Raw genomic sequence first — 22,131 nt, 5'->3', positions numbered from 1 at the left:
CATGGTGCCCGCTTAGAGATGCGGGCTAAGGCGTTTGGCGATCCGGTCGGTCTCGCCTAGGTCGAGGCGGGGCACCTCGCCGGTTCGCGTGCCGCCGCCCGGCAGAGTGCCGGCGACATGGAAGTGGGCATGGGGGACCTTCTGGTGCGCGGCCACGCCGTTGTTCTGCCAGACGGCGATGCCTCCAGAGTCGTAGGCAACTGCGATTGCGTGCGCCGCCCGCCGGACGGCGCTCATCAAGTGCTGCTCCTCCGCCGGGGTCACGTCCATGATCGTTGCGCGGTGAGCGACTGGGATCACCAGTACGTGGCCCTGTCCACGCTGCCAAGCGGTGACCAGGATGGCTGCATGTTGCCCTTGCTCAAGGATGGTGGCGGGCTGCTGGCCGGTCAGGTAGTCGCAGAAGGGGCATGGATCCGCGATTGGCAGGGAAATCGGCATGGTCCCGATCTTCTCGTAACTTGTCAGATTTAGAGGCCGTATGGGGGATTTCCGATTACACATCACCGATTTCAAACTCCGCCCAGAAGTCGGGCCAACGCCGAAGCGCCTTGTGCCCCAGCCGTTCCTGCGGCACCCGAAGGCGTCGGGAAAGCAGCTCGGCCGCTGGTGAACGTAAGTCAGGAGGCAGCCAGGAGCAGACGGCGACGTGGTCTGCGGCAGCGCGCTGGTTACTGGCGTCGTGGGTTCGCCAATGCGGCGGCCCGTCCAAGAGGAAGCGGTAGCAGGAAGTAGCCGGGGACACCGGTGGAAGGGCTACGGCAGCGGCCTGAGCGGCAGCGTTGGTCGCGGTGAGGAGCCCGGCGAGGTCAAGATCGCCGAAGTAACGCACGAAGTGAGGAGCGGGTTCGAGCAAGGGGATGCTCAAGACGCTCTGGGCGAAGCCGTTGCCATGTCCCCAGGCAAGGTGCAGGTCGGGCCTCACTGCCGGGTCAAGGGCTCGTAGCGCGGTGAGGAAGGAGGTGTAGGTGGCACGGTTCTCCAGGACGAGCAGGCCGGTGGCCCCGACGCCGGACACGTGCTGGGACACGAACGGCAGAGGCGGCGGGAAGCAAGCCAGCAATTCAAGGGTGAGCGCACCGGACGTGAAGAGCCGTGTCGTCAGATAGCCGTCGAGCGCCTTCTCGTCGTCGAAGAGCTCTAAGGAGCGTTCCTGGACGGGGACGAGCTCGGGGGCAGGGTCCTCACGCATCCAGGCAGCGATGCGATCGAGGATCTGCCGTTCATCGGCTCTGGTCGCGATGGCGCCGGCGGCTTCGAGCAGGTGTGGCCAGACCCTCGGAACGGGTGCTGGCCGCAGAACGGTCTGCTGTTGAACGCGGGTGACCCAGAGCGGAATGGCAGGAACCACTCGGCGGTCCCAGCCGGTGCTGGATCTCGGCGCCGGCAGGGTGATCTGCTCGGCGCTTTCCAACTCAGTGAGGGCATCGCGGAATCTGGCCAGCCCTCCGGCGTCGCCGACCAGGCCGGGATCGAATCTGCTGGCCGTACTGAAAAGCTCGATGACGGGAACCCGCTTGCCTCGGTGCCCCTTGATCAGCCGGGCTAGCTCGGCCGCGAGAGGCGTCATCGGCCTGCTCATTCGGCGCCGTCTCACGGGTGGTCGGCGTGTGCGACACGGATGCCGGTGACGACACTGGCCTCTGGCACGATGTAGCGGCGGCTTTGTCCCCGGCCTTCTCGGTTGTCGAGCCGGATGACGTTAGGAAACTGGATCACGGCCGCCGGGTCCTTCACCCCGGTCGTGTAGATGAGCTGGACTCCATGCGAGGCAGCGACATCCCGCTGAAGCCGTACCAAAGACGAGGACGAAGCTCGGCCGATGGGGTTGTCGAGCAGCAAGACCCCGCCGGATCGTCCCTTCCGGCCGGTGTGGGCGGCGCGCAACGCGGCGAGGGTGCAGTAGAGCGCGACGCACACGGTCAGTTTCTCGCCGCCGCTCCACTTGGCGAGGCGACTGATGTCTTCGGTGGTTCCGCTGGTGTCATCCGTGGGCTTGAGCACCTTGACGGTGAACCCCCGCGGCCCGGCGGCTTCGTGCACCGCGGCCTTGAGCAGGGGCATCCCCTCGGGTTTGAGCCCCTTTTCCACGAGCCTGTCGATGACTCGTTCGGCATAGACCACCAGGTCAGCATCGCTTGGCCGGTCAAAACTGATGCGCAGTACCTTCTTGTCGGCCCACGATCCGGAACCGGTCTTCATGTGTGAGGCACGCTCGGCCTTGCCGAGCATGTCGAAGCTGTCCTTCACCAACTGGGCGAGCGCCTCGCTCAGAATGGCTTGATCTTGGGCGATTGCGCCGAGCTCACCCGCCAAGGTCTGGGCGCGCAGCCGAAGTTTGTCACGCAGGTCCCCGGCGTGCGGGCCGAGAAGTGGGGGTGAATCGTTCGCGACCCGGTCTTTCATCGGCCCGGAGATGCCAGGGAAACGCGCGGCTGTGCGCCGCAGCCGGTCCACTGAGGCGGTGAGCTGGGCCTCTGCGGCGGTGCGGATCTTGCTGGCGGCACTCATGGCCTCTCTGACCTGCTTGGAGCGGGCGCGTGCGGCGTCCTCGTCGTCCGCGAATGGCTCCGCAAAGCGCACACCCGGATCTGGGAGCGCCTCCAAGAGCGTTCCCAGGAGCGTCATGCGGTGGTCGGCCTGTGATGTCTGCTGCTCGACCGCGCCGATCAGGCCTTCCGCCTCGGTCACCCGTTCCTTGGCCTTATGACTGCGCAGCTCCTGTTCGGCGGCGAGAGCCTCCGCCTCCTCAGACGTATCCGGCACGACGGGCAGTGTCCGGCGGGGCGGTTGCCGATAGAGCTGTTCGATCTCTTTGAGATCCTCACGGCACTGCTTCACCTGATTCTTCGCGGCGCCCCATTCGCCCACCGCCTGTTCGACCCCCTGCCGAGCCTGAGCCAGGGCAGCCGATCGTAGGAGCGGTTCCTGTCCTTCGGGGCTGGCAAGCAAGTGCTCGGCGGTTGCCCGATCGTCGGCAGGGCGTTGCAGAAGCTCACTTTTTGCTTGAGCGACTTGCTGGCTGAGGCTCTGCACCCGGTCGGCCAGCACTGACTGAGCCGCGCGTGATTCGAGCGCCTTGAGTGCGTCAAGCCGGCGACCGCGCAAAGTCTCCAACGGCGTGGCCCGATCTTCGTCGGCGCCGAGGTGATCGATGCTCTCCTCTGGGAGGCTGTCGCGTTCTGATCGGTAGCCGAGGGCTCGGTCGCGTTCGGATCTGGCGGTGTTTGCCCGCTGCTGGGCATCGAGGAGCGCCTGCCTGGCGTCTGCCTGGTGCTGACGAAAGTCCTGGTCCGCCTTGGCGGCTCGTGCTCGGGCATCGGACACCTGATGATGCCAACCGGCCGCGTCGGCTACGGCGAGGGCAAAGTCCCGAAGCCAGGTGATGGTGGTCTCCGCCTGGCGAAGGTTGCTGTTGAGCACTTCACGCCTGGTGTCGTCTAGCCGGTCGGCGCCGTCGAGGCCCTCCAACTCCGCTTTGTTGCGTTTCTGCTCGTCGTCGATGGATTGCAGCCTGCGGTCGAGCCGCTCGATCTCCTCGCTCAGCATGGTCAGATGGCCGGCGGGGCAGTCGTCGAGGAAGCGGGAGACGGTGCGCCGCAGTTCGTCGTCGGCTGCCCGCTGCCGAGTCAGTTCCTGTTCTTTGCGGGTGTGCGCATGAGCGCGTTCCTTGAGCAGGCGGACCGCCGCTTCCGCCTCGGCCTGGTCAACCAGACCGGGCTGCAGTCGCATCCAGGCCGCGGCGGTCATGGGATCGGCCACCGTCCCGCCCCGGACCACAGCATCGGCGGCTTCCGCGGAATAGACGCCCACCAGGGACGTGGTCTCGATCGCATGGGAGTCGAGGACCTTGATCGCATCGGCAATGCGGGCGGTCGGCACCACCACGCCGGAACCGAGACGTGCGATCTCGGGTAGGTCCAGCGCGCTCGCCAACCGCTGCGCGGGGATGACCGAGCGCAGGTGCGCCCAGCCTGTTTGAGCGGGTACTCCAGCGTCCAGGAGCTCCCGTTCGATGCGTTCGGCGTCCAGGCTGGAGGGCAGGACCTGGTTTCGCTCTTGCGCCTCGATGGTCCGTCTGTCGGCGTGTTGTTCGGCTCTGCGCAGGATGCGTTCATCGTCGGCGGCGATCACCGCGTCGCTCAACCGGCGCAGCAGAAGCGGGCCTTCGGCCCACACGTCGATGGCTTCGTCCTCCGCGACCTCCGCCAGGCCACGCAAGCGCTCGGAACCGGTCAGTTCGGACCACCTGGCCGTCAGCTCGGCCTGCCGTTCTCCTGCGACTGTGCGCGCCGCGTCGGCGGCGCTGCGTTCGCCTGCCAGGGTGGTTTCCCGCTCGGCGATGTTGGTACGGCGAGCACGACGGTCGTTGCACCGGGTCGCCAGATTCTCAAGCTGCTGTGTGATCTCAGCCTGTGCGTCGATCACGCTGACGAGATGGTCTTCGGGCGAGACGGTAGGACCAGGCAGATGACCTCGTTCAACGCCTTCCTGGCGGCGTTGGTCGAGGATGTCGAGCTGCGTTTGGGCTTGGGTCTCGTCGGTGGTCGCCTTCGACAGCTCCTCGCGGGCTCGTTCCGCCGCCTCTTCGCAACTCGCCCAGAGCTCGCGGGCCGTCCCTTCCTGCTCCTCGGCCAGGTCTGCGGCGAAGTCGGCTTCGTCGGCGAGCATCGTCAGCCTGTGCCGCAGCACTGCCGCATGCCGCGCGTGTTCGTCGCGCAGCGGGGCAATCTCGGCCTCCTCGGCAGCAGCCAGCAGCTCCGCCTGGGCCAGGCGGGACTGCAGATCGGTATAGGCAGCAAGGAGGATGGTGGTCTCCCAAGCCTGCACCAGTGCTCGTCCGCTTCCGACCCGCTGCTCGGTCTTCTGCTCTTGCGCTTCGGCTTCGGCCAGCCGCAGCTTGGCACCTTCCCTGCGGTAGAGGTAAACCAAGTCGTTGGCGGCGGAGCGATCGTTGTTGGCCGCGGTGCGGGCCTCTCCGAACGCCACCAACTGCCTCCGCAGACTCTCCTTGAGCTCATCTGCGGTAGCGATTGCGGCGGCGAAGGAGGCCGCTAGAGTCTCCGCGGCCGTGGTCATGGCGATCTGCTCATCGGTGGCGGCTTGCACCCGTTCGTAGCCGGCAGCGACCTCGCTCAGCTCGTCGGCGGTAGCGACGCAGAACTCGCGCTCCTCGATCTTCCGTGGCTTGGCTGCCAGCAGTTCAGTGACGCTGGCGAGCCGGGTCGCAACGCTGGTGGCGGCCTCCGGTTGCGTCGCCAGGTCCAGGAGAAAGTTGATGAAGTCCTTGGCGGCCGGAAACTTGAACAGGTCTTCCACGCCGCCCTCGACGTGGTTCATCTGCTTCTGCGTACGGAAGATTTCCGGGTCCAGATGCCGGTCCAACAAGGCTTGCGTCCAGACATGCTGCTTATCGGTAATCACCAGGTTGGGGTGCCGCCCATGCGCCTTGGCCAGCTCGCGCAGTTCTTCGAGGAACCCGGCCAGTCGCCTGGGACGTCCGGCCTCGTCACAGAACGGCAGAGTCTGCGAATCCAGGACACCGGGCACTGCGTGAAAGGCGTAGAAGCAACTGCTCAGTTTCTCCTTGGAGTCTGCTGCCTTTGCCGGCCGGCGTAGGTCGGCCCACTCATGGACCACGCCGGTGACGAGGACTTCTTCTGGGTCTCCCAGCAGAGTCCGGCCGGCGTCATGGGGATGCCAGGTCGCGATGACGTGGGAGGTGTCGCCGCTGTCGACATAGTCGGTGAGACTCCGCTGCACCGACTTGCCCATGAAGTCGTTGGCGTGCGGCAAGAGCAGCGCATACGTCAGCGACAGGATGCTCGACTTGCCTCCGCCGTTGCGCAGCCAGACCACCGAGTCTTGCGGTACGGCGCCGCCATCGACAGGCGCGGTGAAGTCGAGCGGAAGATCGATGAATCGGGCAGACCGTTCGCCCACTGTCCGAAACCGAAGTGCGGCGAGTTGATAGGTCATCCGCGTGCGTCCTCTCTGCGATGCACTTCGGCGATGAAGCTGTAAGCCCTTTCAAGAGCGACCTCTCTGGCGTGAACACGGAACCGCTCGGTCAGAGTCCAGGCGTCTTCGGCCGAGCTGTCGGGGCGGGCCATGCCTTGCTGGGTCAACCAGCCCAGAATCGTCTGCACCCAGTAGCGCGTGCACCGGCTGGTCAACTTGCCGAAGCCGCGGCCGGCTTCGCCGTAATGCACCGAGGGCATGGCCACAAAGATCCGCCAGGCCTCGTCGAGGCCCTCTTCCGGGATGACGTCGCCGGCTGCGTCGTGGGAGCGCAGCCGCTCGCACAGCTCACGCAACCAAGCATCGAGATCCCTGGCTGACACCCGCCGAACGCGGTCATCGTCGAGTTCCTGCGTACTGGGATAGGCGTAGGCGACCAGGCCGGTGAGCACCAAACCGGCCAACAGCCGGTTCTCCGGCTTTCCGGTGTTCGGCAAGTCGGAAACCCGGAAGGCCAGCGGGGACTCCGCCTCGACACCGAGGATGAGCCCGAAGTCACCATCCGAGAGCACTCTCGCGCCCAAGCCGTGCAAGATCGCATTGGTGGCGGACTTGAACTCCAACTCCGTCCGATAGCGGCTCAAGACCCGCTGGTAGTCAGGATGTCGGCCAGGCCGCTGCGTCGGCCGGATCGCGAATGACACCAGCAGGCCGATGTCGTTGTGGTCGGTGTCGACAAGGCTCATCGGGACTCCCTGCTGATCGGAACCGGCTTCGCGTCGAGCAGCGACGCGGCGTCCGGAGCGACGATCACGTCGTCACCGTCCCAGCCCGACAGTCGCAACGGGGTGCCATCGGTGTCCACGACGGTTCGTGAACCCAGAATGCGGGCCATCAGGTCCTCGGCCATCCGGCCGCCCTCGTCGTCGGCCTCCTCCGGAGAGAAGGCCCACAACACCGCTAGGTTGAGGACCTCGGCGCCCTGCTGGCGGAGGTGCAGGGAAGCGACTTGGGCATCGTTCAGGCACGCGTCCAGCAGCCGGGAAAGCCTGGCGGGCAGACCCACGCTGCGCACGGCACGGATCGCCAGCTCGACGACCTCCGGGCGGATCAGTGGTGCGGGCAACTCAGCGAGTTCGACTTCGTCCTCATCGCTCCGCTCGCCAGCGCCGACGGCGCCGTTGCGCGCCCACAGGTCGTTGACCAGCCGATACAGGCGAGGTAGCCGGGGAGGGCGAGGTCCTGCCATGTCGGTCAGGAACCGCTCGGTCAGGCTGCTGGCCGCGGCGCTGCCCCATTCGAGCAACGGCAGCAGGATCTCCTGCTGCGGATCCGGCAAGGCGACTGACGCGGGCGGGCGGAAGGCTTGGCGTTCCTGTTCCTCCAGGAAAACTCCGCGGGCGGCGATGACCCGGTGGTGCAGGGCCTCGTGGCGACGCTGGCATTCCTCCAGCAGCTGCGCGATCCGCAGAGCGGAGGTGAGCAGTTTCACCTCACCGCTCACCAAGGCGTTTCGGACTTTCTCCAGGAGAAGGCGTTCGGATTTCAGCCGCTCCCTGATGTGGGTGCGGGCGGCATCCAGGCGGTCCGGGACGGCCTCGGCCCATTCTTCCGTAACGATTCGCAGGTCTCTGCGGGTTTGCTTCAGCAGCCGGTCAAGCCCTTCGGCAAGGCTGGCGGAAAGCAGCCGGGCTCGTTCTGCAGACTTCAGGGCGGCATCGAAGGCGTTACGGGCCAGTTGCCTTTCGAGCACCAGCTCAGTGGCCACCTGCTCGTCTTCGACATCGAAGTCGAGTCCGCCGATCAAGGCGTTGATGGCGTCTTTCGTTGCGCGCAGCACGTTCTCGTCGCGCGAGGCATGGTCATGCTCGACCAGTAGGGAGAAAGGCACTTCGCGGCGCCGATGGCCTGTTTCCTGATCGGAGTAGTCGCTGGTGACGTACCGAAAGGGGGCCTGGCCGCTTGGCCGGTTGAGCAGAGCGTCCACGACGAAGGAGGCCACGTCTACGTGCTCTCCGACCGGACGGCTAGGAGCCGCCAGGCCGCACAAGGCCGACAACGCGTCCACCACGTCCTGCCGAGTGGCCTCGAACTCGAAGCCCTGGCGCGCTACGACCAGGTCGATGGCGGTCAAGGCCAGGGTGACGATGTCGTAGGTGTCCTCCGGCCAGTCACGGCGATGGGCCGTTTGCGCGGCTTCGATCACCGGGCTGAAGCGCAGGAAAGCCGCCACACGTGCGGGGAAGGACGACTCGTGCACCGTCAAGCCGGCGGACCCGATGGGCAGGACTTCTCCCGCCCCAGGTCTACCTTCCGGCTCGTCCGCCTCCGCAGAGAATGGCGTCATAGGCCTCCTTCTACCATCGCGCGCTGACACTTTGAAATGGCACGATGGGCGAATTCAATTAAGGCCTAAGCTTCACCCTTGATTCGGCTTGCGTCAATACGATTTCGGCTATCCTTTAGGGTGAATAAACGGCCATGAGCTCCTGAAGTCGCGCGAGGTTGTCGCCGTAGTAGGACCGAAGCGGATCTGGTAGCTCTGCATCGGGATAATTGGGATAAACGCCGATCGAACGCTCCCCCAAAGGTGCCCAGGAGTGGTGCAGCCGGGCGCGGGACTCCTGCCGGCGTGAGTCGCTGGAGCGGAAGCCCAGTTGGACCGACTGCTTGAGCAGGAAACGCGGCCGACGGTGGAAGAAGGCCGTGGCCGTTGGCTCGACACGTCCGATGGCGCCGGCCCATGGGACGAACTCCAGGTCGCGGGACTCGCCATAAACGCGGTCAGCCACCAACCGGTCGAGCAGGTCCTCGATTGCCGCACGTGGCAAAGGGTCGGAGAAGAAGCCCGACTTGTTCAGCCGGAGGCCGGGGCGTTCCCCTTCAGGAACAGTGGTGACGGGGCCGCCGGCGTCGTCGGCATAGGCGTGGTGGCAGGCGGCGGCGCGCGCGTCGAGGGGATTGAAGGTGACGTCATGCAGCGGCAGGAGGTCTGCCATTTGCTTGCGGGTCCAGTCTTCCGGGCCGGCTACGACGCCGAACAGGACCGCGTACGGCGGGTCGTCAGGGTCGTCGGGGGCGGCGATCGCGAGTTCGAGGTTGACCTCGTCCGGGGCTGACGGAGCCCAGTGTTGCCAGGTGTCGATGAGTGCGGCGGCGTGGGAGAAGTCGACGACGGCCTGGACGGCGATGGCGGGGAGGGCCGGGCGGGTGCGGAGGGTCATGGAGGTGACGACGCCGAAGCGGGCGGCGCCGGCGCCGCGAAGGGCCCAGAGGAGGTCGGGGTCGGCGTCGAGGTGGGTGCCGTTCGGGAGGAGGACGCTTGCCGAGAGCAGATGGTCGGCGCCCAGGCCGTACAGGCGGCTGAAGACGCCGTAGCCGCCGCCCAGGACGGCGCCCATGACGCCGACGGTGGGGCACCAGCCGCAGGGGACGAGGCGGTGGTGGGGGGCGAGGTGGCGGGCGAGTTCGCCGATCTGGACGCCCGGGGCGATACGGACGGTTTCGGCCTTGAGGTCCAGGTCGATGGATTTCAGCGGGCTCAGGTCGATGAGGACGCCGGTGGTGGAGGAGTGGTCGGCGAAGCTGTGGCCGCCGCCGCGGATGGCGTACGGCAGGCCGTGGGATTGGGCCAGGGCGAGGGCGGTGGGGATGTCGTTCCCGGTTTCGCAGCAGGCGATCAGGGTGGGGTGTGGTTCGGGGTGGGCGGTGTTCAGGAAGGCCTTGCGTCTGGCCTGGTAGCCGGGGTCTCCCGGGTTGATCAGCCGCATGGGCGGGCCGCCGTTTCAAGAAGGTGGATCAGCCTCATGGGCGGGCCGCCGTTTCAAAGGGGCTCATGGGCATTGCTGGGGGGTTGTGCCGGTTTGGAGGGCGTAAAGCTCGGCGTAGTGGCCCGACAGGGCGAGGAGTTCGTCGTGGGTTCCAGCCTCCGTGATGCGGCCGCGGTGCAGGAGGAAGATGCGGTCCGCGTGCCGTACCGAGGTGAGACGGTGGGTGATGAGCAGGACGGTTCGTTCGCCGGCGATCTTGCGGAGCGTCTCGTAGACGGCGTACTCGGCCTTGGCGTCGAGCGGGGCGGTGGGTTCGTCCCAGATGAGCAGGGGGCCGTCGCGGAAGAGGCCGCGGGCGACGGCCAGGCGCTGCCACTGGCCGGCGGAGAGCTCATGGCCGCCTCTGAACTGCTTGGAGAGCAGGGTGTTCCAGCCCTGCGGCAGGTCAGAGATGACCGTGTCGGCGGCGGCGAGAGAGGCGGCCTCGGTCAGGGCCTGGTCGTCGGGGTCGCGGCGGTCGTGGCGGCCCATGCGGACGTTGGTCCGGGCGTCGTGCGGCCAGCGGACGGGGTGCTGCGGGACGAGGACGACCCGGTCGGCGAGGGTGACCGGATCGAGGCCGGCGGTGTCGAGGCCGTCCCAGCGGACGGTCCCGGAGGTCGGTCGGTAGAGGCCGGCCAGCAGCCTGGCGAGGGTGGTCTTGCCCGAGCCGTTCTCGCCGACGAGGGCGATGGTCTGGCCGGCGTGGATGGTGAGGTCGATGTCGCTCAACGCGGGCCGTCCGGCGCCGGGGTAGGTGAAGGTGACGCCGTGCAGGGTGATGCGCTCGGGGGCGCGGGGCGCTGCCGTACCACCGGAGGGACGGCGGCGCGCGGCGGCGTCGGCGAGGAAGTCGTGGTAGTCGGCGACGTACATGACCTGCTCGAAGAGCTGATTGGCCGCCTGGGCGAGCTGCTTGAGCGCAGCCGCCGCCACCCGGACGGCGATCACGACCGTGCCCGCGGCGGCCAGGGCTAGCCAGCCCGCCTGCAACATCGCCCCGAGCACGGCCAGCACGCCGAGCATCGCCAGGCCACCGGCGGCCCGGCCGAGGGTACGGGTGCGCGCCATCGCCAGGCCGACCCGCGTCTCCTGCGCCTTGAGCTGGTCGGCCGCCTGCCGGTACTCGGCCAGGACGTACGGCTCGGCCTGGCAGGCCCGCAGCTCGGCGGCGGGCTCACGGCCGGTGGCGAGCTCGCCGAGCAGCTCGACGCGGCGGTTGAGGGTGACCATGCTGCGCATCCCGGCGTAGCCGAGCCGGGCGGCCCTGAGCACCGCCCAGGACTCGGGCAGGACGCTGACCAGCAGGATCGGCAGGAGCAGCGGGTGCAGGACGGCCAGGCCGACCGCGGCGGCGACGACCCCGCAGGCGGCGCCGAGCAGGTCGACGAGGTTGGCGGCGGCGCGGTCGAGGTGGAACAGGCCGCGGTCGCGGGCTCGGTGGAGGCCGTCGTAGAAGTCGACGTCGTCGAAGTCGCCCAGTTGTACGCCCAGGGCGGCGGCCATCAGGTGTTCCTCGGCGGTACGGCGGAGCGCGGGTTCGAGGCGGGCGCGGGCCATCTCGACGGCGGCCTCGGCTGCGGCGCGGAGGGTCAGGAGGGTGGCGAGCAGGGCCAGGCCCGGGAGGGCGGCGGGGAGGCGGTCGGGGGCGGTGAGGAGGGTGTGGAGGACGGAGGTGGTGGCGAGAAGGCCGCTGGCGGTGGCTGCGCCGGCGGTCAGTTGGAGGAGGACGATGGCCAGGGCCGGGCGGGGGCCTGCGGTCCAGATCAGGCGGAGGATGGGGGCTATGGCGAGGGTGCGGCTTGGGCCCTCCTGGCGGTCGAGATGCCAGTAGGGGGCGACGATCTCGTCCGTGGGGGCCGGGGCTTCGGGGGCAGGGTCGGTCACATCGGCTCCGGAGGGAGGCGATCCGGGGAGGAAAGACCTGGTAGGAGGAGGGAGGGGAGGTGGGCTTCCGGGTGGAGGCGGAGGAGTTGGTAGGCCACGCCGCCCAGGCCGGGCAGGAGGCTGGGTGAGAAGGCGTCGCGGGCCAGTCCGCTGATCGGGCCGTTGGTTTCCAGGCTGCCCAGGATGTGCGCGGCGAGCCGTTCCTGCGCCACCGGGGCGACCCCTGCCGTGCGAGCCAGCTCGATCACCTCCCAGGAGCCCAGGTCGCCGTGGCAGAGGGTGTGGTTCCAGCCGGTGCCGTCGGCCCAGCAAGAGGCGGCGGCCCGAGCCAGGCGGTCGCGCCAGATCTCGTCGCCGGTGCGGGCGAGCTGGTCGGCGGCGACCAGGCCGACCCCGCCCGCGCCGTGGCACCAGGCGGCTGCGGTGAAGCCGTCGCCTCGCAGGTCCACCCAGCCGAGCTGGCGGGGGTCGTACAGGGTTTCCTCGTAGGTGAAGGCGGCCTCGGCGAGCTCTTGGAAGCCGTCGAGGCGGGACAGGGCCCAGCCGATGCCGGTGGCTCCGTGGGCCAGGCCGCCGAGGCCCTGGGGGAAGCGGGGGCTGGGCCAGCAGACGCCTCCGGACCGGGTGACGGCCAGGCCGGCGAGGCGGGTGCCGATGGAGTGGGCGAGGTCGGACCATCGGGTCTGGCCGGTTCGTTCGGCCAGGCGTAGGAGGGGGACGATCGCTCCCGCCATGCCGGAGAGCAGGTCGTAGCTGTCGTCGGCCTCGATCGCGGCAGGCAGCAGCTCGGCGAGGGCCACAGCCCTGGTCAGCGCCTCATCACGAGAAGCGTCCAGATCGGTGACATCCAGGTCGCGGAGCAGCAGCCACCCCCAAACCTGCGAGGCAACCCCCAGGTAAGCCCCAGGCGGGTCAGGCCGCAGCCGCATGGCCTCCCCCCGCTTGGCCGCGTCCTGGTCCTCCGTCCGGCGAAGGGTGCGCAGGACCGCTTCCAGAAGCTCCGGCACCCCGTCAACCGGCTCAGCCCGCCCGGAAGAGCTCTCCCGAAGGTAGGCGGCCAGCAGGAGGGCCACTCCGTGGGCCCCGCCGTACAGGTCGGTGGACAGGGGCTGGACGGCCCAGCCGGTCGGGTTGAGGGTGGGCGTGATCCAGGTGACGGTCCCGTCGGCGCCGCGGACGGCGCTGTCGAGGACGCCACGCATGATCCCGGCCGCCGCGGCCCGTCGCCGCTGGTCCAGGTCGGTGGTGCGGAGCGGGCCGGTGACCAGGCGGGCGTCCTCGGGCATCCACCCCTCGTTGAGGTAGGCGCTGACCAGGGCGGCCTGCGCGACGCGGCGGTCCAGGCCGTGCTCGCGGGCCCGCCAGCGGTCGAGCGCCTCGGCGATCAGGTCGCGTTCTGGGCCGCAGCGCGTCCCGGCCGGCCCGGTCAGCACGCCGTACCGCGGGGTGGTGTCGAACATCGGGATGTCGCCGTGGCACAGCTCGTCCACCTCGGCCGCGATGATCGCCGCGTCGCCCGGCGCGCCGGGCACGTTCTGCGACATCTTGGCCAGCAACGCGGCGGCCTTGGCCCGCGCCGGGGCCTCGTCGTGCAACGCGGCGGGGTGCCAGAGCATGCGGCCCAGCTCGGCGTACGACTCCGTGGAGCGCAACACCGCACGGACCGGGCAGCCGGCGAAGCCGGACAGCAGCGGTTCCAGCTTGCCGGACCGGTCGAGTTCGCCCAGCCGCTCGTCGAGCTCGTCGAACCCGGCGAGGATCACGTCCCAGTACTGGCCGAGCACCGGTGACGGGCTCGGGTGGTTGGCGGCCGGCGGCAGGTCCACCCGTTCGGTGCCCATCCGGGGGCTGTCGGTGCCCGCGCCGAGCACGATCGGCAGTTCGATCTGCGGCTGCTGGCCGGGCAGCGCGCCGGCCGCCGACATGTCGACTCCGCGCCAGCCGAGCGCCACGCCGCGTCCGGGCAGGAGGCCGGTGCGCATGACCGAGGTGTCGACCAGCTCCACGGCCAGGTCGAAGGCCTCGCCGTACCCCGAGGGCCGGGCTTTGACGACGGGGGTGAACAGGCTCTCGCAGTCGACGACCACGGGGTTCGGACCGGCGGCGATGAGGTTCTCCGCGTGCAGGTCGCTGCCGCCGAGCAGGCGCATGAGGGCCAGCCAGTGGCCCATGCCGCGGTAGAAGCCGCGCAGTTCGGCGGGGTCGGCGCAGTGGCGGTGCTCGATGTGTTCGGCCCAGCCGTACTCCTGCCTGGTCACCACGGCGGGCACGCGCATGGTGGACAGGCCGAGGTGGGTGAGCAGGCCGGCGAGGGCGGCGTCCACCGCCAGCGAGCGCGGCTTGTAGATGACCCGGCCGTCCTCGCCGTGCACGAGGATGACGCTCTGGCCGCCCCGGTGGCTGTCGCCGGCGCCGAAGTCGACCCGCGTGAGCGCGCCCGACGGCGCGCCGGGGAGCGTGGCCAGCGCCGCGCGGTCCGCGGCGAACCTGGCGGCGAAGCGGTGGGCCGCCTCGCACCGGTTGCCGATCACCGTCGCGAGCCTGGGCAGCAGGCTGGGGTACGGCTCGGCCAGCGCCTGCCAGAAGGCGGGTTCCGCGACGGAGCGCTTCCACTCCGCCCACCTCGCCGCCGGGTCGGCGCCGGTCAGCCGGCCGGCCAGCCGGGCGGCGTTGAGCTCCAGCACCAGCAACCGGGTGATCTTCCGGCGGACGTCCTCGTCGAGCGAGCGCGTGGCGCCGTCGAGGATGGCGTCGCGCTCGGCCGGAGCGAGGCCGGTGAGCGCCCCCAGCCGGGCCTCCAGGTCGGCCAGAGCCGGTCCGAGCAGCACGTCCAACGGGGGGTCGAACTCACCGGCCATGGATTCCCGCCCCCGCTCAGCAGCAGTAGCGGGTGTAGGAGCCCGAGCAGGCGGTCCCGCACTTGCCGGAGTAGCCGGGGCCGGTCATGGTGATCTCGGACTCGGCGTACAGGCCGGGCAGCAGCGGGCCGGCCGGGCTGTCCGGCTCCTCGCCCGCCCGCCAGGCGGCGATGATCTCCTCGGCCCTGTCGAGGGTCACGGTCATGCTTCCTCCTTGGTCGGACATGTCGGACTTGGCGTCAGGATCCGCCGCGAGTTCGTTGACCGGTAGCCGCCATAACTGCGCACTTGACAGGTCAATCGGGATATGAGAAAGACGGTCGTGATCACCGTTTCGCTGGTCGACGACGACCGCATGCTCATCGAGGGACTCGCCGCCTGGCTGGCCGGCGTCCCCGACGTACGGCTGGCCGGCTGCGCGGCGACCGTGGCCGAACTCCTCGCCACCGAACGGGCGCCGGCCGACGTCGTGCTGCTCGACCTGTTGCTGGCCGACCGCTCCGACCCGGTGGACAACGTGCGCACGCTGGTGCGCCTGCATCGCCGCGTGCTCGTGGTGAGCGCGGTGACCTCGGGCGACATGGCCAGGCGCATGGTCGAGGCCGGGGCGAGCGGCTACATCACCAAGGACCACGACCTGGTGGCGCTGGTGCGGAAGATCCGCGAGGTGGCGCGGGAGCAGGTGACCATCTCCCCCGAGCTCGCCCTGGGCTGGCTGGCCGACCGGGACAGCGACCGGCCGGTGCTCTCGCCCCAGGAGCGGGCCGTACTGCTCGCCTACGCCTCCGGCATGACCCTCACCGCGGCCGCGCGCAGCGCCGGGGTGCAGCCCGGGACCGCCAAGAACTACCTGGAACGCGTCAAGGACAAGTACCGCAGGGCCGGACGACCCGCCTACACCAAGCTCGAACTGGCCGACCGGGTCAGAGAGGACGGTCTGGCCACCTGAGCTCCACGCAGGTCCCCTCGCCGGGCGCCGTGATGACCGTCGCGGCGCCGCCCACCTCGCGCATCCGCCCGGCCATCGAGGACCCCCACCCGTAGCCGGGCGTCATCCCGGCCGGCTCGAACCCGGCGCCCCGATCGACCACCCGTACGGTGACCACGCCGTCCAGCACGACGGCGGTGAGCCAGGCCTCCCGCTCCCCCGAGTGCCTGGCCACGTTGTTGAGCGCCTCCGTCGCCGCCTCCGTCATCGCCGTCGCCACCTCGGCGGGCAGGTCCTCTGGCACCCCTTCGGCCGCGTAGCTCACGCACAGGCCGAGCCCCGCCGCCCTGGCCACGGCCCGCGCCAGGCCGTTGCTCAAACCGCTGGCCGGCCCGGCCGCGTCCTGCCGGAGCAGCGCCCGCACGTACGCCGCGTCGGCCGCGCATCGCCGCCGCACCTCCTCGGTGTGGTGGTCGAGCCCGCCGCGGGCGATGGCGATCAGCGTCGCCAGCACCGTGTCATGCAGTTCCCGGTAGTGCGCCAGCCGGGCCCGCTCGGCTGCCTCGGCCGCCTCGGCCGCCAGCCGCTGCTCGACCTGCCGGTCCAGCCGGGTCGCCTGGGCGGCCAGGTAGCGGCGGATGAAGAAGACGATGATCGCGAACCAGACGTAGCTGTTGACCCGCACCGCCAGCTCCAGCGCCGCCGGGAAGCGCTGGCCCAGGTCGGCCGCGTGCGCGAGCGCGTAGACCACGATCGGCGGCAGCAGCGCGGCGAACTGCGCCGGCCGCTCGCTCACCGCGCCGATCAGCGCCCCGGTGGCGAGCAGGGCGTGCGAGGACCAGTTGGTCTCGCACGTGCCGGACTCCGGCAGGCAGCCCCCGGTCACCCCCACGAGCAGGACGCACGTGACCGCCACGTCGATCACCACCGCCCACGGCGCGAACCAGCCGCGCCGTGCGACCCACAGGAACAGCGTGACGTTCCAGGCCAGGGCCAGACCCAGCAGCGCCGCGTTCCGGCCCCGGTCGATGAAGAGCTGCTCGACGGCGAACAGGCTGGACGCGGCGGGCAGCAGGTAGCTGAGACGCTGCAGCGTCAGCAACATGGCCACGAACCGGCGCACCCGCTCGCCGCTGGGCCGGGAGGCCAGGAACTGCGGGTCGCGCCAGCCGAGTGAGTCCCACCGCATGAGGGAGGCGCCCTTCTGCCGAGCTCAAGGTGCTCTACAGGGCGATCATCACCCGATTTGCGGCAAACGTTCCGTCCACTCGGTGATGCGGCGCAGCAGGGTCGCCGCGACCGGGCCCGGGGTGGCGGCCAGCATCGTGGCGTGGAAGGCGTGCGGCAGGCCCTCGTACAGGTCGAGCTCCACCGGGCCGCCCGTCGCGGCGACCGCCTCGGCGAAGCGGCGGGCGTCGTCGAGCAGCACCTCCGCGGTGCCCGCCACCAGCAGCAGGGGCGGCAGGCCGTGCGGCTTGCCGTACAGGGGGGACTGGGGGGCCTCGTCGGGTCTGGCCCCGGCGAGGTACTGCGTGCGGACGTGGTCGAGGACGGCCCGGTTGACGAAGTCCTTGCCGTCGTTGGCGTCGATGGACGCGCCGGTGAGGGCCAGGTCGGTCTGGGGTGAGACGGCCAGCGCGCCACCGGGCAGCCGCTCGCCCGCCTCGCGCAGGACGAGCAGCGCCGACAGCACCAGCGTGGCCCCCGCGGACTCACCGGCCAGGATGATCTCCGAGGCGGGCACGCCCCGGTCGAGCAGAGCCCGGTAGACGGCGAGCACGTCGTCGAGGGCGGCCGGGTACCGGTGCTCGGGCGCGAGCCGGTACTCGACCCGGAGCGCGGGCCGGCCCGTGGCCGCCGACAGGCGGTAGGCCATGACCGTTTCCAGGTGCGGGTTCGTGTACTCGAACCCGCCGCCGTGGACGTAGACCGTCACTCCGGTACGGCCGGCCGTACCCGGGGCGGTGACCCAGGTGGCGAGCCCGGGCAGCACCGGGGTGAGGTCGGCGTCGGCAGGCAGGACGGGCGGCTCGGCCTGCATGGCCATGATGGTGGCCGTGACCTCGGCGGCCTCGGCGGACGTGACGGGGATGTGCGTGAACGACAAAGAAGACTCCTGACGGGTACACGAAGCGACCGCCCGCGCGGCCAGGCATGGGCCCACGCGAAAACGGCGCAAAGATCATTTAGAGAGAAGACTCACGGGCGGTGCGTCATCGGGCGTGAGTGGAGGCGCGGCGAAGCGCGGCTAGCTCAGGTGCGGCCTGTGAAGTGTGTAGACACGACATCATCCCCAGGTACGGTGCCTCCATGCCGCCCCCGTCCTCCCGGCCGGCGACACGCGACCCCTCGACCCTACCCGACGGAACCCGGCCGTGGTGATCTAGTGTGTGCATACTGGACCATGGCCTGCCGCATCACCGAACTGTCCCTGGACTGCGCGGACCCCCGGAGCCTGGCCGTCTTCTGGCGCCAGGTCCTCGGCTTCGAGGTCATCGCCGAGGAGGAGGACCTGGTCGAGCTCGGCTCCCCCGAGTCCCCCTTCACCCTGATCCTGGCCCGCACCCCCGACCCCAAGACCGTCAAGAACCGCCTCCACCTTGACCTCAACGCCACCGACCGCGACCAGGAGGCCGAACTCCGCCGCCTGCTCGACCTCGGCGCCCGCCCCATCGACGTCGGCCAGGGCCCGGACGTCTCCTGGCACGTCCTGGCCGACCCGGAGGGCAACGAGTTCTGCCTCCTCCACCGCCGCGTCAGCCCGCTCTAGGACCGCTCCAGCAGCGAGGCGAGGAAGTCCTGGGTCCGCGGGTCGACGGAGTGCAGCGTGGTGCCCATCATCCCGCGGGTGAGCAGGACCTTGTAGGTGTTGCGGATCAGCCGGTCGGCCTGCTGGTCGGAGACGGCCTTCTTGGTCAGCGCCGGGTCCTTGCTGGCCGCCCGTACGGTGACCAGCCGCCCGTCGCGGTAGAGCAGGTCGGGGCCGAGGATGACGCCGTTCCAGTCGTACTCGAAACCCTGGGCGGTGTAGACGCAGCCGACCTGGTCGAAGCCGCCCGGCGAGGTCGCCCACAACGCGCTGGCCGGGGCGTTGCCCACCGCCCGCTCACCCTTCACGTTCCAGGGCCGTGCCCAGTCGCCCACCCGCACGTCCGGAACCAGTGTGTCGTCGGCGTTCGGCTCGCTCCAGCGCCAGCAGAAGCCGGCCGTGATCCGGGCGGAGTAGCCGTCGTCGAGCCGGCTCCGGAGCACCGCCTCGAGCTCGTGCGGCGACTCGGCCAGGGAGACCTCGAAGTGCTCGTCGCCGGTCCACGGCTGCGGATCGCCGCCGTCGAGGCCGAGCAGCCGGACCACCCACTCCTCGTACTTGCGGCTGCCGCCACACCGGAACTGCCCGTCGAGGTCGACCTGGTGGACGGTGAGCCCGAGCGCCGCGGCGTGCGCGCGGATGTCCGCGACGGTACCGGTCTCGCCGGGCCGTACCACCTGGTGCTCGTCCAGCAGGAAGACCGGCACCCGGGCGGCCGAGACCAGCTCGTCCACCTGCGGGCGTCCGGTCCGGGCCGTGGCCCGGGTGAAGCGGTTGGCCGAGGTCTCGCGGATGCGGTGGGCCTCGTCGCAGATGAGGATGTCGAGGTCGTTGGGCTTGGCGGCCATGAAGTTGTTGAAGTACTTGAACATGGCCTTCATCGAGGTCGAGCCCTTGGCCACGTAGCGGCGCATCGTCTCGGTGAACGAACGCGACCCGGTCGCGTGCAGGGCCGAGTAGCCGCGCCCGCTGGCCTCACCCAGCAGGGAGAGCGCGATGACGCTCTTGCCGGAGCCGGGCCCGCCGGTGATGATCACGACTTCCTTCGAGTGCGCCGCCCGGGCCTTCTCCACGGCGTGCATGGCGATCTCGAAGGCCAGGCGCTGCTCGTCCAGGAGCACGAACTGGTCGCGGTTCTTGATCTCCAGTGCCGCCGCCTTGAGCAACTGCTTGGAGGGCCGGATGGCGCTCTTCAGCAGCCGGTCGGCCGCCGCCGCGCCGGAGGCCGGGGCGAACTGCGCCTTGAGGTAGTCGACGAACTCGCCGCGGCGGGTCTTGCTGAACAGCCGGGTGCGCTCGTCCTCGACGTGCTGGTAGAGGTCCTGGATGTCGGGGTCGTGCGCGTTGTGCAGGTACGCGACGCCGCGTACGGCGTTGCGGTGCTGGTCGAGCGCCCCGACGAAGTCGGCGAGGTACTCGCAGTAGCCCCGGACCTGGAGCACCGGATGCAGCTTGGGGCGGTCCCCCATGGCCGGCACGATGACCCGGTCGTTGCCCTGGTCGTACAGCTCGGCCCGGCCCCACTGCTTGAGCTCGACGATCAGGTAGGAGTCCTGGCCGGTGCGGCGGTCGACGCCGGCGAGGATCACGTCGGCCCGCTTGCTGGTGAGCGGGAGCTGGTACTCCACCAGCATCTCCACGCCGCCCAGCCCGGCCTCGACGAGGTCGTGGGCGAGGATGGGGATGCTGCGGTCCCACGACTTGCGCTCGCTCTTGCTCGGGTTGATGCCCTGGTTCACTTGCAGGTAGTCGGCGATCACCTCGCTGAGCACCCGTTCGGGCACCGACTCGGCGACCAGCTTGACCAGACTCTCCGCGGGACGCCGGAAAACGGCCACGGACCAACCCCCAGGCAGCACGAAAGACTCGTGCGGTATGGGGGCGTGTCCGCTGCGCGCAGCGGAAGCCCGTCGGGCCGCATCACCGGTACGGTCGGAAGGCTACAGCGATCTCCGGGGCCTCGACAGGCCAAGTGGAACTAGGAGTCCAGGGCTCGGGCGAAGGCGGCGTGGGCCTCCCGGGAGAACAGGACGAAGCGGAGGTCGGTCACCTGGGTCGGGGTGGTGCGGACGGTGTCCACGGCGATGCGGGCGGCGGAGTCCAGGGGCCAGCCGTAGACGCCGGTGGAGATGGCGGGGAAGGCCACGCTGGTGGCGCCGAGCTCGTCGGCGACGTGCAGGGCGGTGCGGTGGCAGGAGGCCAGGACGGCGGAGCGGTCCTCTTCACGGGAGTAGACCGGGCCGACGGTGTGGATGACCCAGCGGGCCGGGAGGCGGCCGGCGGGCGTGGCTACCGACTGGCCGGGCGGGAGGCCGCGAGGGTAGCGGGTGGTGCGGAGGTCGCGGCAGGCGGCGAGGATGTCGGGGCCGCCGCGGCGGTGGATGGCGCCGTCGACGCCGCCGCCACCGAGGAGGGTGGAGTTGGCGGCGTTGACGACGGCGTCGGCGTGCTGGTCGGTCAGGTCTCCCAGCACCAAGGTGATGTCCATGCCTCCAGTGTCAGCCCCCGGGCACGGTTTCAGATGTCCTTGCTCTCCGGTGTCGGCCTCGGGGGATGCCTGATGAGGTCAGTCGAGGACGGGGAAGTTGGCGCGGATGAGGCCGTGCGGGTCGCGGGCCTGCTTGATCTGGCGCAGCCGCTCCAGCGAGTCCGGGCTGAAGGCGTCGGCGGCGCGGTCGGTGCCGGACAGGTAGGTGTACGGCTTGCGCGGCCCGGCGTGGGTGGCGAGGGCGTCGGCGACGGCACGCTGGCGGGCGTCGAGCACCGGGGCGATGTCCGGCGAGAAGACCACGCCGAGCAGGTACAGCAGGTAAGGCTCGGTCAGCGGCCCGTGCGGGCTGTCGGACGGCTGGGCGAAGGCGCCGCCGAGGTGGCGCACCTGGAAGCCGACGAGCGGGGCGAGCGGCTGGTCGAGCAGGACGGCGGGCACGTCGTCCAGGGAGTCGAGCAGCAGCGCGCGGGCCTTGCCGGGCGAGGGGTCGGTGGGTTCGGCGGTGATGGCGCCCAGGTCGGCGGCCGAGATCAGGCCGCGGCTGTCGTGCACGGGGGCGCCGAGCGCCTCGAAGGGCCGCAGGAGTTCGGCGGCTTCGGCGGCGTCGCCGAGGTAGGTGAGGTCGAGGACGGCCATGGGGTCCTGGCCGGGGAACTGCACCACGCTGTACCAGAGGGCGAGCTCGTCCGGCGCGGTCGCGGTGACCTCGCGGAAGAGGTCGAGCAGGGGCGCGGCCTGCGTCCCGGGCCAGACCATCCGCCCGCCGTACAGCACGGGCGCCGGGTGCAGGCGGAACTCGATGGCGGTGACCAGCGCGTAGTCGCCACCGCCGCCGCGCAGGGCCCAGAACAGGTCGGGGTCGGTGCCGGCGGTGACGCGGGCGAGCTCGCCCTCGGCGGTGACGACCTCGAAGGCCAGCACCGAGTCGGCGCTCCAGCCGTACTTGCGGCCGAACCAGCTCACGCCGCCGCCGAGGGTGAGGCCGGCCACGCTGACCACCGGCGAGCTGCCGGCCAGGGCGACGAGTCCGTGCTTGGCGGCCTCGGTCAGGACGGCGCCCCACTTCACGCCGGCGCCCGCGCGGGCGGTGCGGGTGTCGGGGTCGACGCGCAGGTCGTCCAGGCGGTCGGTGCGCAGCACGATGGCGCCGGTGGCGTTGCCGTTGGCGCCGTGGCCGTTCGGCTGGGCGGCGACGACGAGCCCGGCCTCGCGGGCGAAGCGGACCAGCGCGGCGACGTCCTGGGCGTCGGCGGCTTCCACGACGGCGGCCGGCTGCTGGGCCACGGCGAGGTTCCAGGCGCGGGCCGCCTGGTCGAACCCGTCCTGCCCGGCGAGCAGGACGCGGCCACGGACGGCGGAGGACAAACTGTCGATCATGTGGTGACTCC

Annotated in this window: 16 protein-coding genes; 2 read left to right on the top strand and 14 right to left on the bottom strand. The window is 70.2% G+C overall.

Annotation, left to right across the window (positions count from 1 at the left end; genetic code table 11):
• Positions 1-12: 12 nt before the first annotated feature.
• The 9 genes from ACIBG7_RS32765 to ACIBG7_RS32725 all read right to left on the bottom strand — a co-directional run bounded on the left by ACIBG7_RS32765 (position 13) and on the right by ACIBG7_RS32725 (position 14,720).
• Complete coding sequence (locus ACIBG7_RS32765; RefSeq protein WP_397338686.1) at positions 13-441, bottom strand: HIT family protein; 429 nt, start codon at positions 439-441, stop codon at positions 13-15.
• A 55-nt stretch (positions 442-496) separates the two neighbouring features.
• Complete coding sequence (locus ACIBG7_RS32760) at positions 497-1,570, bottom strand: hypothetical protein (protein WP_397338685.1); 1,074 nt, start codon at positions 1,568-1,570, stop codon at positions 497-499.
• A gap of 23 nt (positions 1,571-1,593) precedes the next feature.
• Positions 1,594-5,979 (bottom strand): hypothetical protein, encoded by a 4,386-nt coding sequence (locus tag ACIBG7_RS32755; RefSeq protein WP_397338684.1) that lies wholly within the window; start codon positions 5,977-5,979, stop codon positions 1,594-1,596.
• On the bottom strand, positions 5,976-6,707 hold the full coding sequence (locus tag ACIBG7_RS32750) for a hypothetical protein (RefSeq protein ID WP_397338683.1): 732 nt from the start codon (positions 6,705-6,707) through the stop codon (positions 5,976-5,978). The genes ACIBG7_RS32755 and ACIBG7_RS32750 overlap by 4 nt, the downstream gene beginning before the upstream one ends.
• Entirely contained in the window at positions 6,704-8,227 is a 1,524-nt protein-coding gene (locus ACIBG7_RS32745) for a hypothetical protein (RefSeq protein WP_397338682.1), read from the bottom strand. The genes ACIBG7_RS32750 and ACIBG7_RS32745 overlap by 4 nt, the downstream gene beginning before the upstream one ends.
• Before the next feature lie 196 nt (positions 8,228-8,423).
• Positions 8,424-9,731: an FAD-binding protein gene (locus tag ACIBG7_RS32740; RefSeq protein WP_397338681.1), complete on the bottom strand. Its 1,308-nt coding sequence runs from the start codon at positions 9,729-9,731 to the stop codon at positions 8,424-8,426.
• Between the two features lie 63 nt (positions 9,732-9,794).
• On the bottom strand, positions 9,795-11,657 hold the full coding sequence (locus ACIBG7_RS32735; protein WP_397338680.1) for an ABC transporter ATP-binding protein: 1,863 nt from the start codon (positions 11,655-11,657) through the stop codon (positions 9,795-9,797).
• Complete coding sequence (locus ACIBG7_RS32730) at positions 11,654-14,515, bottom strand: type 2 lanthipeptide synthetase LanM family protein (RefSeq protein WP_397338679.1); 2,862 nt, start codon at positions 14,513-14,515, stop codon at positions 11,654-11,656. The genes ACIBG7_RS32735 and ACIBG7_RS32730 overlap by 4 nt, the downstream gene beginning before the upstream one ends.
• A gap of 16 nt (positions 14,516-14,531) precedes the next feature.
• Complete coding sequence (locus tag ACIBG7_RS32725; protein WP_357922623.1) at positions 14,532-14,720, bottom strand: DUF6229 family protein; 189 nt, start codon at positions 14,718-14,720, stop codon at positions 14,532-14,534.
• 102 nt (positions 14,721-14,822) lie between these two features.
• Here ACIBG7_RS32725 and ACIBG7_RS32720 point away from each other — a divergent pair, with 102 nt between their 5' ends.
• The gene (locus ACIBG7_RS32720) at positions 14,823-15,464 is read left to right on the top strand and encodes a response regulator (protein WP_357922620.1); all 642 of its coding nucleotides are present in this window, start codon (positions 14,823-14,825) and stop codon (positions 15,462-15,464) included.
• Here the strand turns inward: ACIBG7_RS32720 and ACIBG7_RS32715 are convergent.
• The gene (locus ACIBG7_RS32715; protein WP_397338678.1) at positions 15,439-16,632 is read right to left on the bottom strand and encodes a sensor histidine kinase; all 1,194 of its coding nucleotides are present in this window, start codon (positions 16,630-16,632) and stop codon (positions 15,439-15,441) included. The two genes, ACIBG7_RS32720 and ACIBG7_RS32715, sit on opposite strands and share 26 nt — an antisense overlap.
• A 48-nt stretch (positions 16,633-16,680) precedes the next feature.
• Positions 16,681-17,550, bottom strand: a complete 870-nt coding sequence (locus ACIBG7_RS32710) for an alpha/beta hydrolase (RefSeq protein WP_357922614.1) — start codon at positions 17,548-17,550, stop codon at positions 16,681-16,683.
• A gap of 297 nt (positions 17,551-17,847) precedes the next feature.
• Here ACIBG7_RS32710 and ACIBG7_RS32705 point away from each other — a divergent pair, with 297 nt between their 5' ends.
• A complete protein-coding gene (locus ACIBG7_RS32705) occupies positions 17,848-18,213 on the top strand; it encodes a VOC family protein (RefSeq protein WP_357923320.1) in 366 nt (121 codons plus the stop codon).
• Here ACIBG7_RS32705 and ACIBG7_RS32700 read toward each other — a convergent pair.
• The 3 genes from ACIBG7_RS32700 to ACIBG7_RS32690 all read right to left on the bottom strand — a co-directional run bounded on the left by ACIBG7_RS32700 (position 18,210) and on the right by ACIBG7_RS32690 (position 22,120).
• Positions 18,210-20,090 (bottom strand): DNA/RNA helicase domain-containing protein, encoded by a 1,881-nt coding sequence (locus ACIBG7_RS32700; RefSeq protein WP_397338677.1) that lies wholly within the window; start codon positions 20,088-20,090, stop codon positions 18,210-18,212. The two genes, ACIBG7_RS32705 and ACIBG7_RS32700, sit on opposite strands and share 4 nt — an antisense overlap.
• Positions 20,091-20,230: 140 nt before the next feature.
• The gene (locus tag ACIBG7_RS32695; protein WP_397338676.1) at positions 20,231-20,740 is read right to left on the bottom strand and encodes an O-acetyl-ADP-ribose deacetylase; all 510 of its coding nucleotides are present in this window, start codon (positions 20,738-20,740) and stop codon (positions 20,231-20,233) included.
• Between the two features lie 78 nt (positions 20,741-20,818).
• Complete coding sequence (locus tag ACIBG7_RS32690; RefSeq protein ID WP_397338674.1) at positions 20,819-22,120, bottom strand: FAD-binding oxidoreductase; 1,302 nt, start codon at positions 22,118-22,120, stop codon at positions 20,819-20,821.
• Positions 22,121-22,131: the final 11 nt, after the last annotated feature.

Origin of the sequence: Nonomuraea sp. NPDC050328 (genome assembly GCF_044459405.1) — a bacterium.
In the GTDB taxonomy this organism is placed as follows: domain Bacteria; phylum Actinomycetota; class Actinomycetes; order Streptosporangiales; family Streptosporangiaceae; genus Nonomuraea.
Note: the sequence above shows the minus strand (reverse complement) of the source record. Positions and strands in the feature narration are given on the sequence as shown.

Excerpts from the sequence above, each read along its gene's own strand:
- ACIBG7_RS32725 (WP_357922623.1), bottom strand. The coding sequence starts at position 14,720 with ATGACCGTGACCCTCGACAGGGCCGAGGAGATCATCGCCGCCTGGCGG.
- ACIBG7_RS32765 (WP_397338686.1), bottom strand. The coding sequence starts at position 441 with ATGCCGATTTCCCTGCCAATCGCGGATCCATGCCCCTTCTGCGACTAC.
- ACIBG7_RS32690 (WP_397338674.1), bottom strand. The coding sequence starts at position 22,120 with ATGATCGACAGTTTGTCCTCCGCCGTCCGTGGCCGCGTCCTGCTCGCC.
- ACIBG7_RS32730 (WP_397338679.1), bottom strand. The coding sequence starts at position 14,515 with ATGGCCGGTGAGTTCGACCCCCCGTTGGACGTGCTGCTCGGACCGGCT.
- ACIBG7_RS32720 (WP_357922620.1), top strand. The coding sequence starts at position 14,823 with ATGAGAAAGACGGTCGTGATCACCGTTTCGCTGGTCGACGACGACCGC.
- ACIBG7_RS32760 (WP_397338685.1), bottom strand. The coding sequence starts at position 1,570 with ATGACGCCTCTCGCGGCCGAGCTAGCCCGGCTGATCAAGGGGCACCGA.
- ACIBG7_RS32705 (WP_357923320.1), top strand. The coding sequence starts at position 17,848 with ATGGCCTGCCGCATCACCGAACTGTCCCTGGACTGCGCGGACCCCCGG.
- ACIBG7_RS32755 (WP_397338684.1), bottom strand. The coding sequence starts at position 5,979 with ATGACCTATCAACTCGCCGCACTTCGGTTTCGGACAGTGGGCGAACGG.
- ACIBG7_RS32715 (WP_397338678.1), bottom strand. The coding sequence starts at position 16,632 with ATGCGGTGGGACTCACTCGGCTGGCGCGACCCGCAGTTCCTGGCCTCC.
- ACIBG7_RS32740 (WP_397338681.1), bottom strand. The coding sequence starts at position 9,731 with ATGCGGCTGATCAACCCGGGAGACCCCGGCTACCAGGCCAGACGCAAG.
- ACIBG7_RS32695 (WP_397338676.1), bottom strand. The coding sequence starts at position 20,740 with ATGGACATCACCTTGGTGCTGGGAGACCTGACCGACCAGCACGCCGAC.
- ACIBG7_RS32750 (WP_397338683.1), bottom strand. The coding sequence starts at position 6,707 with ATGAGCCTTGTCGACACCGACCACAACGACATCGGCCTGCTGGTGTCA.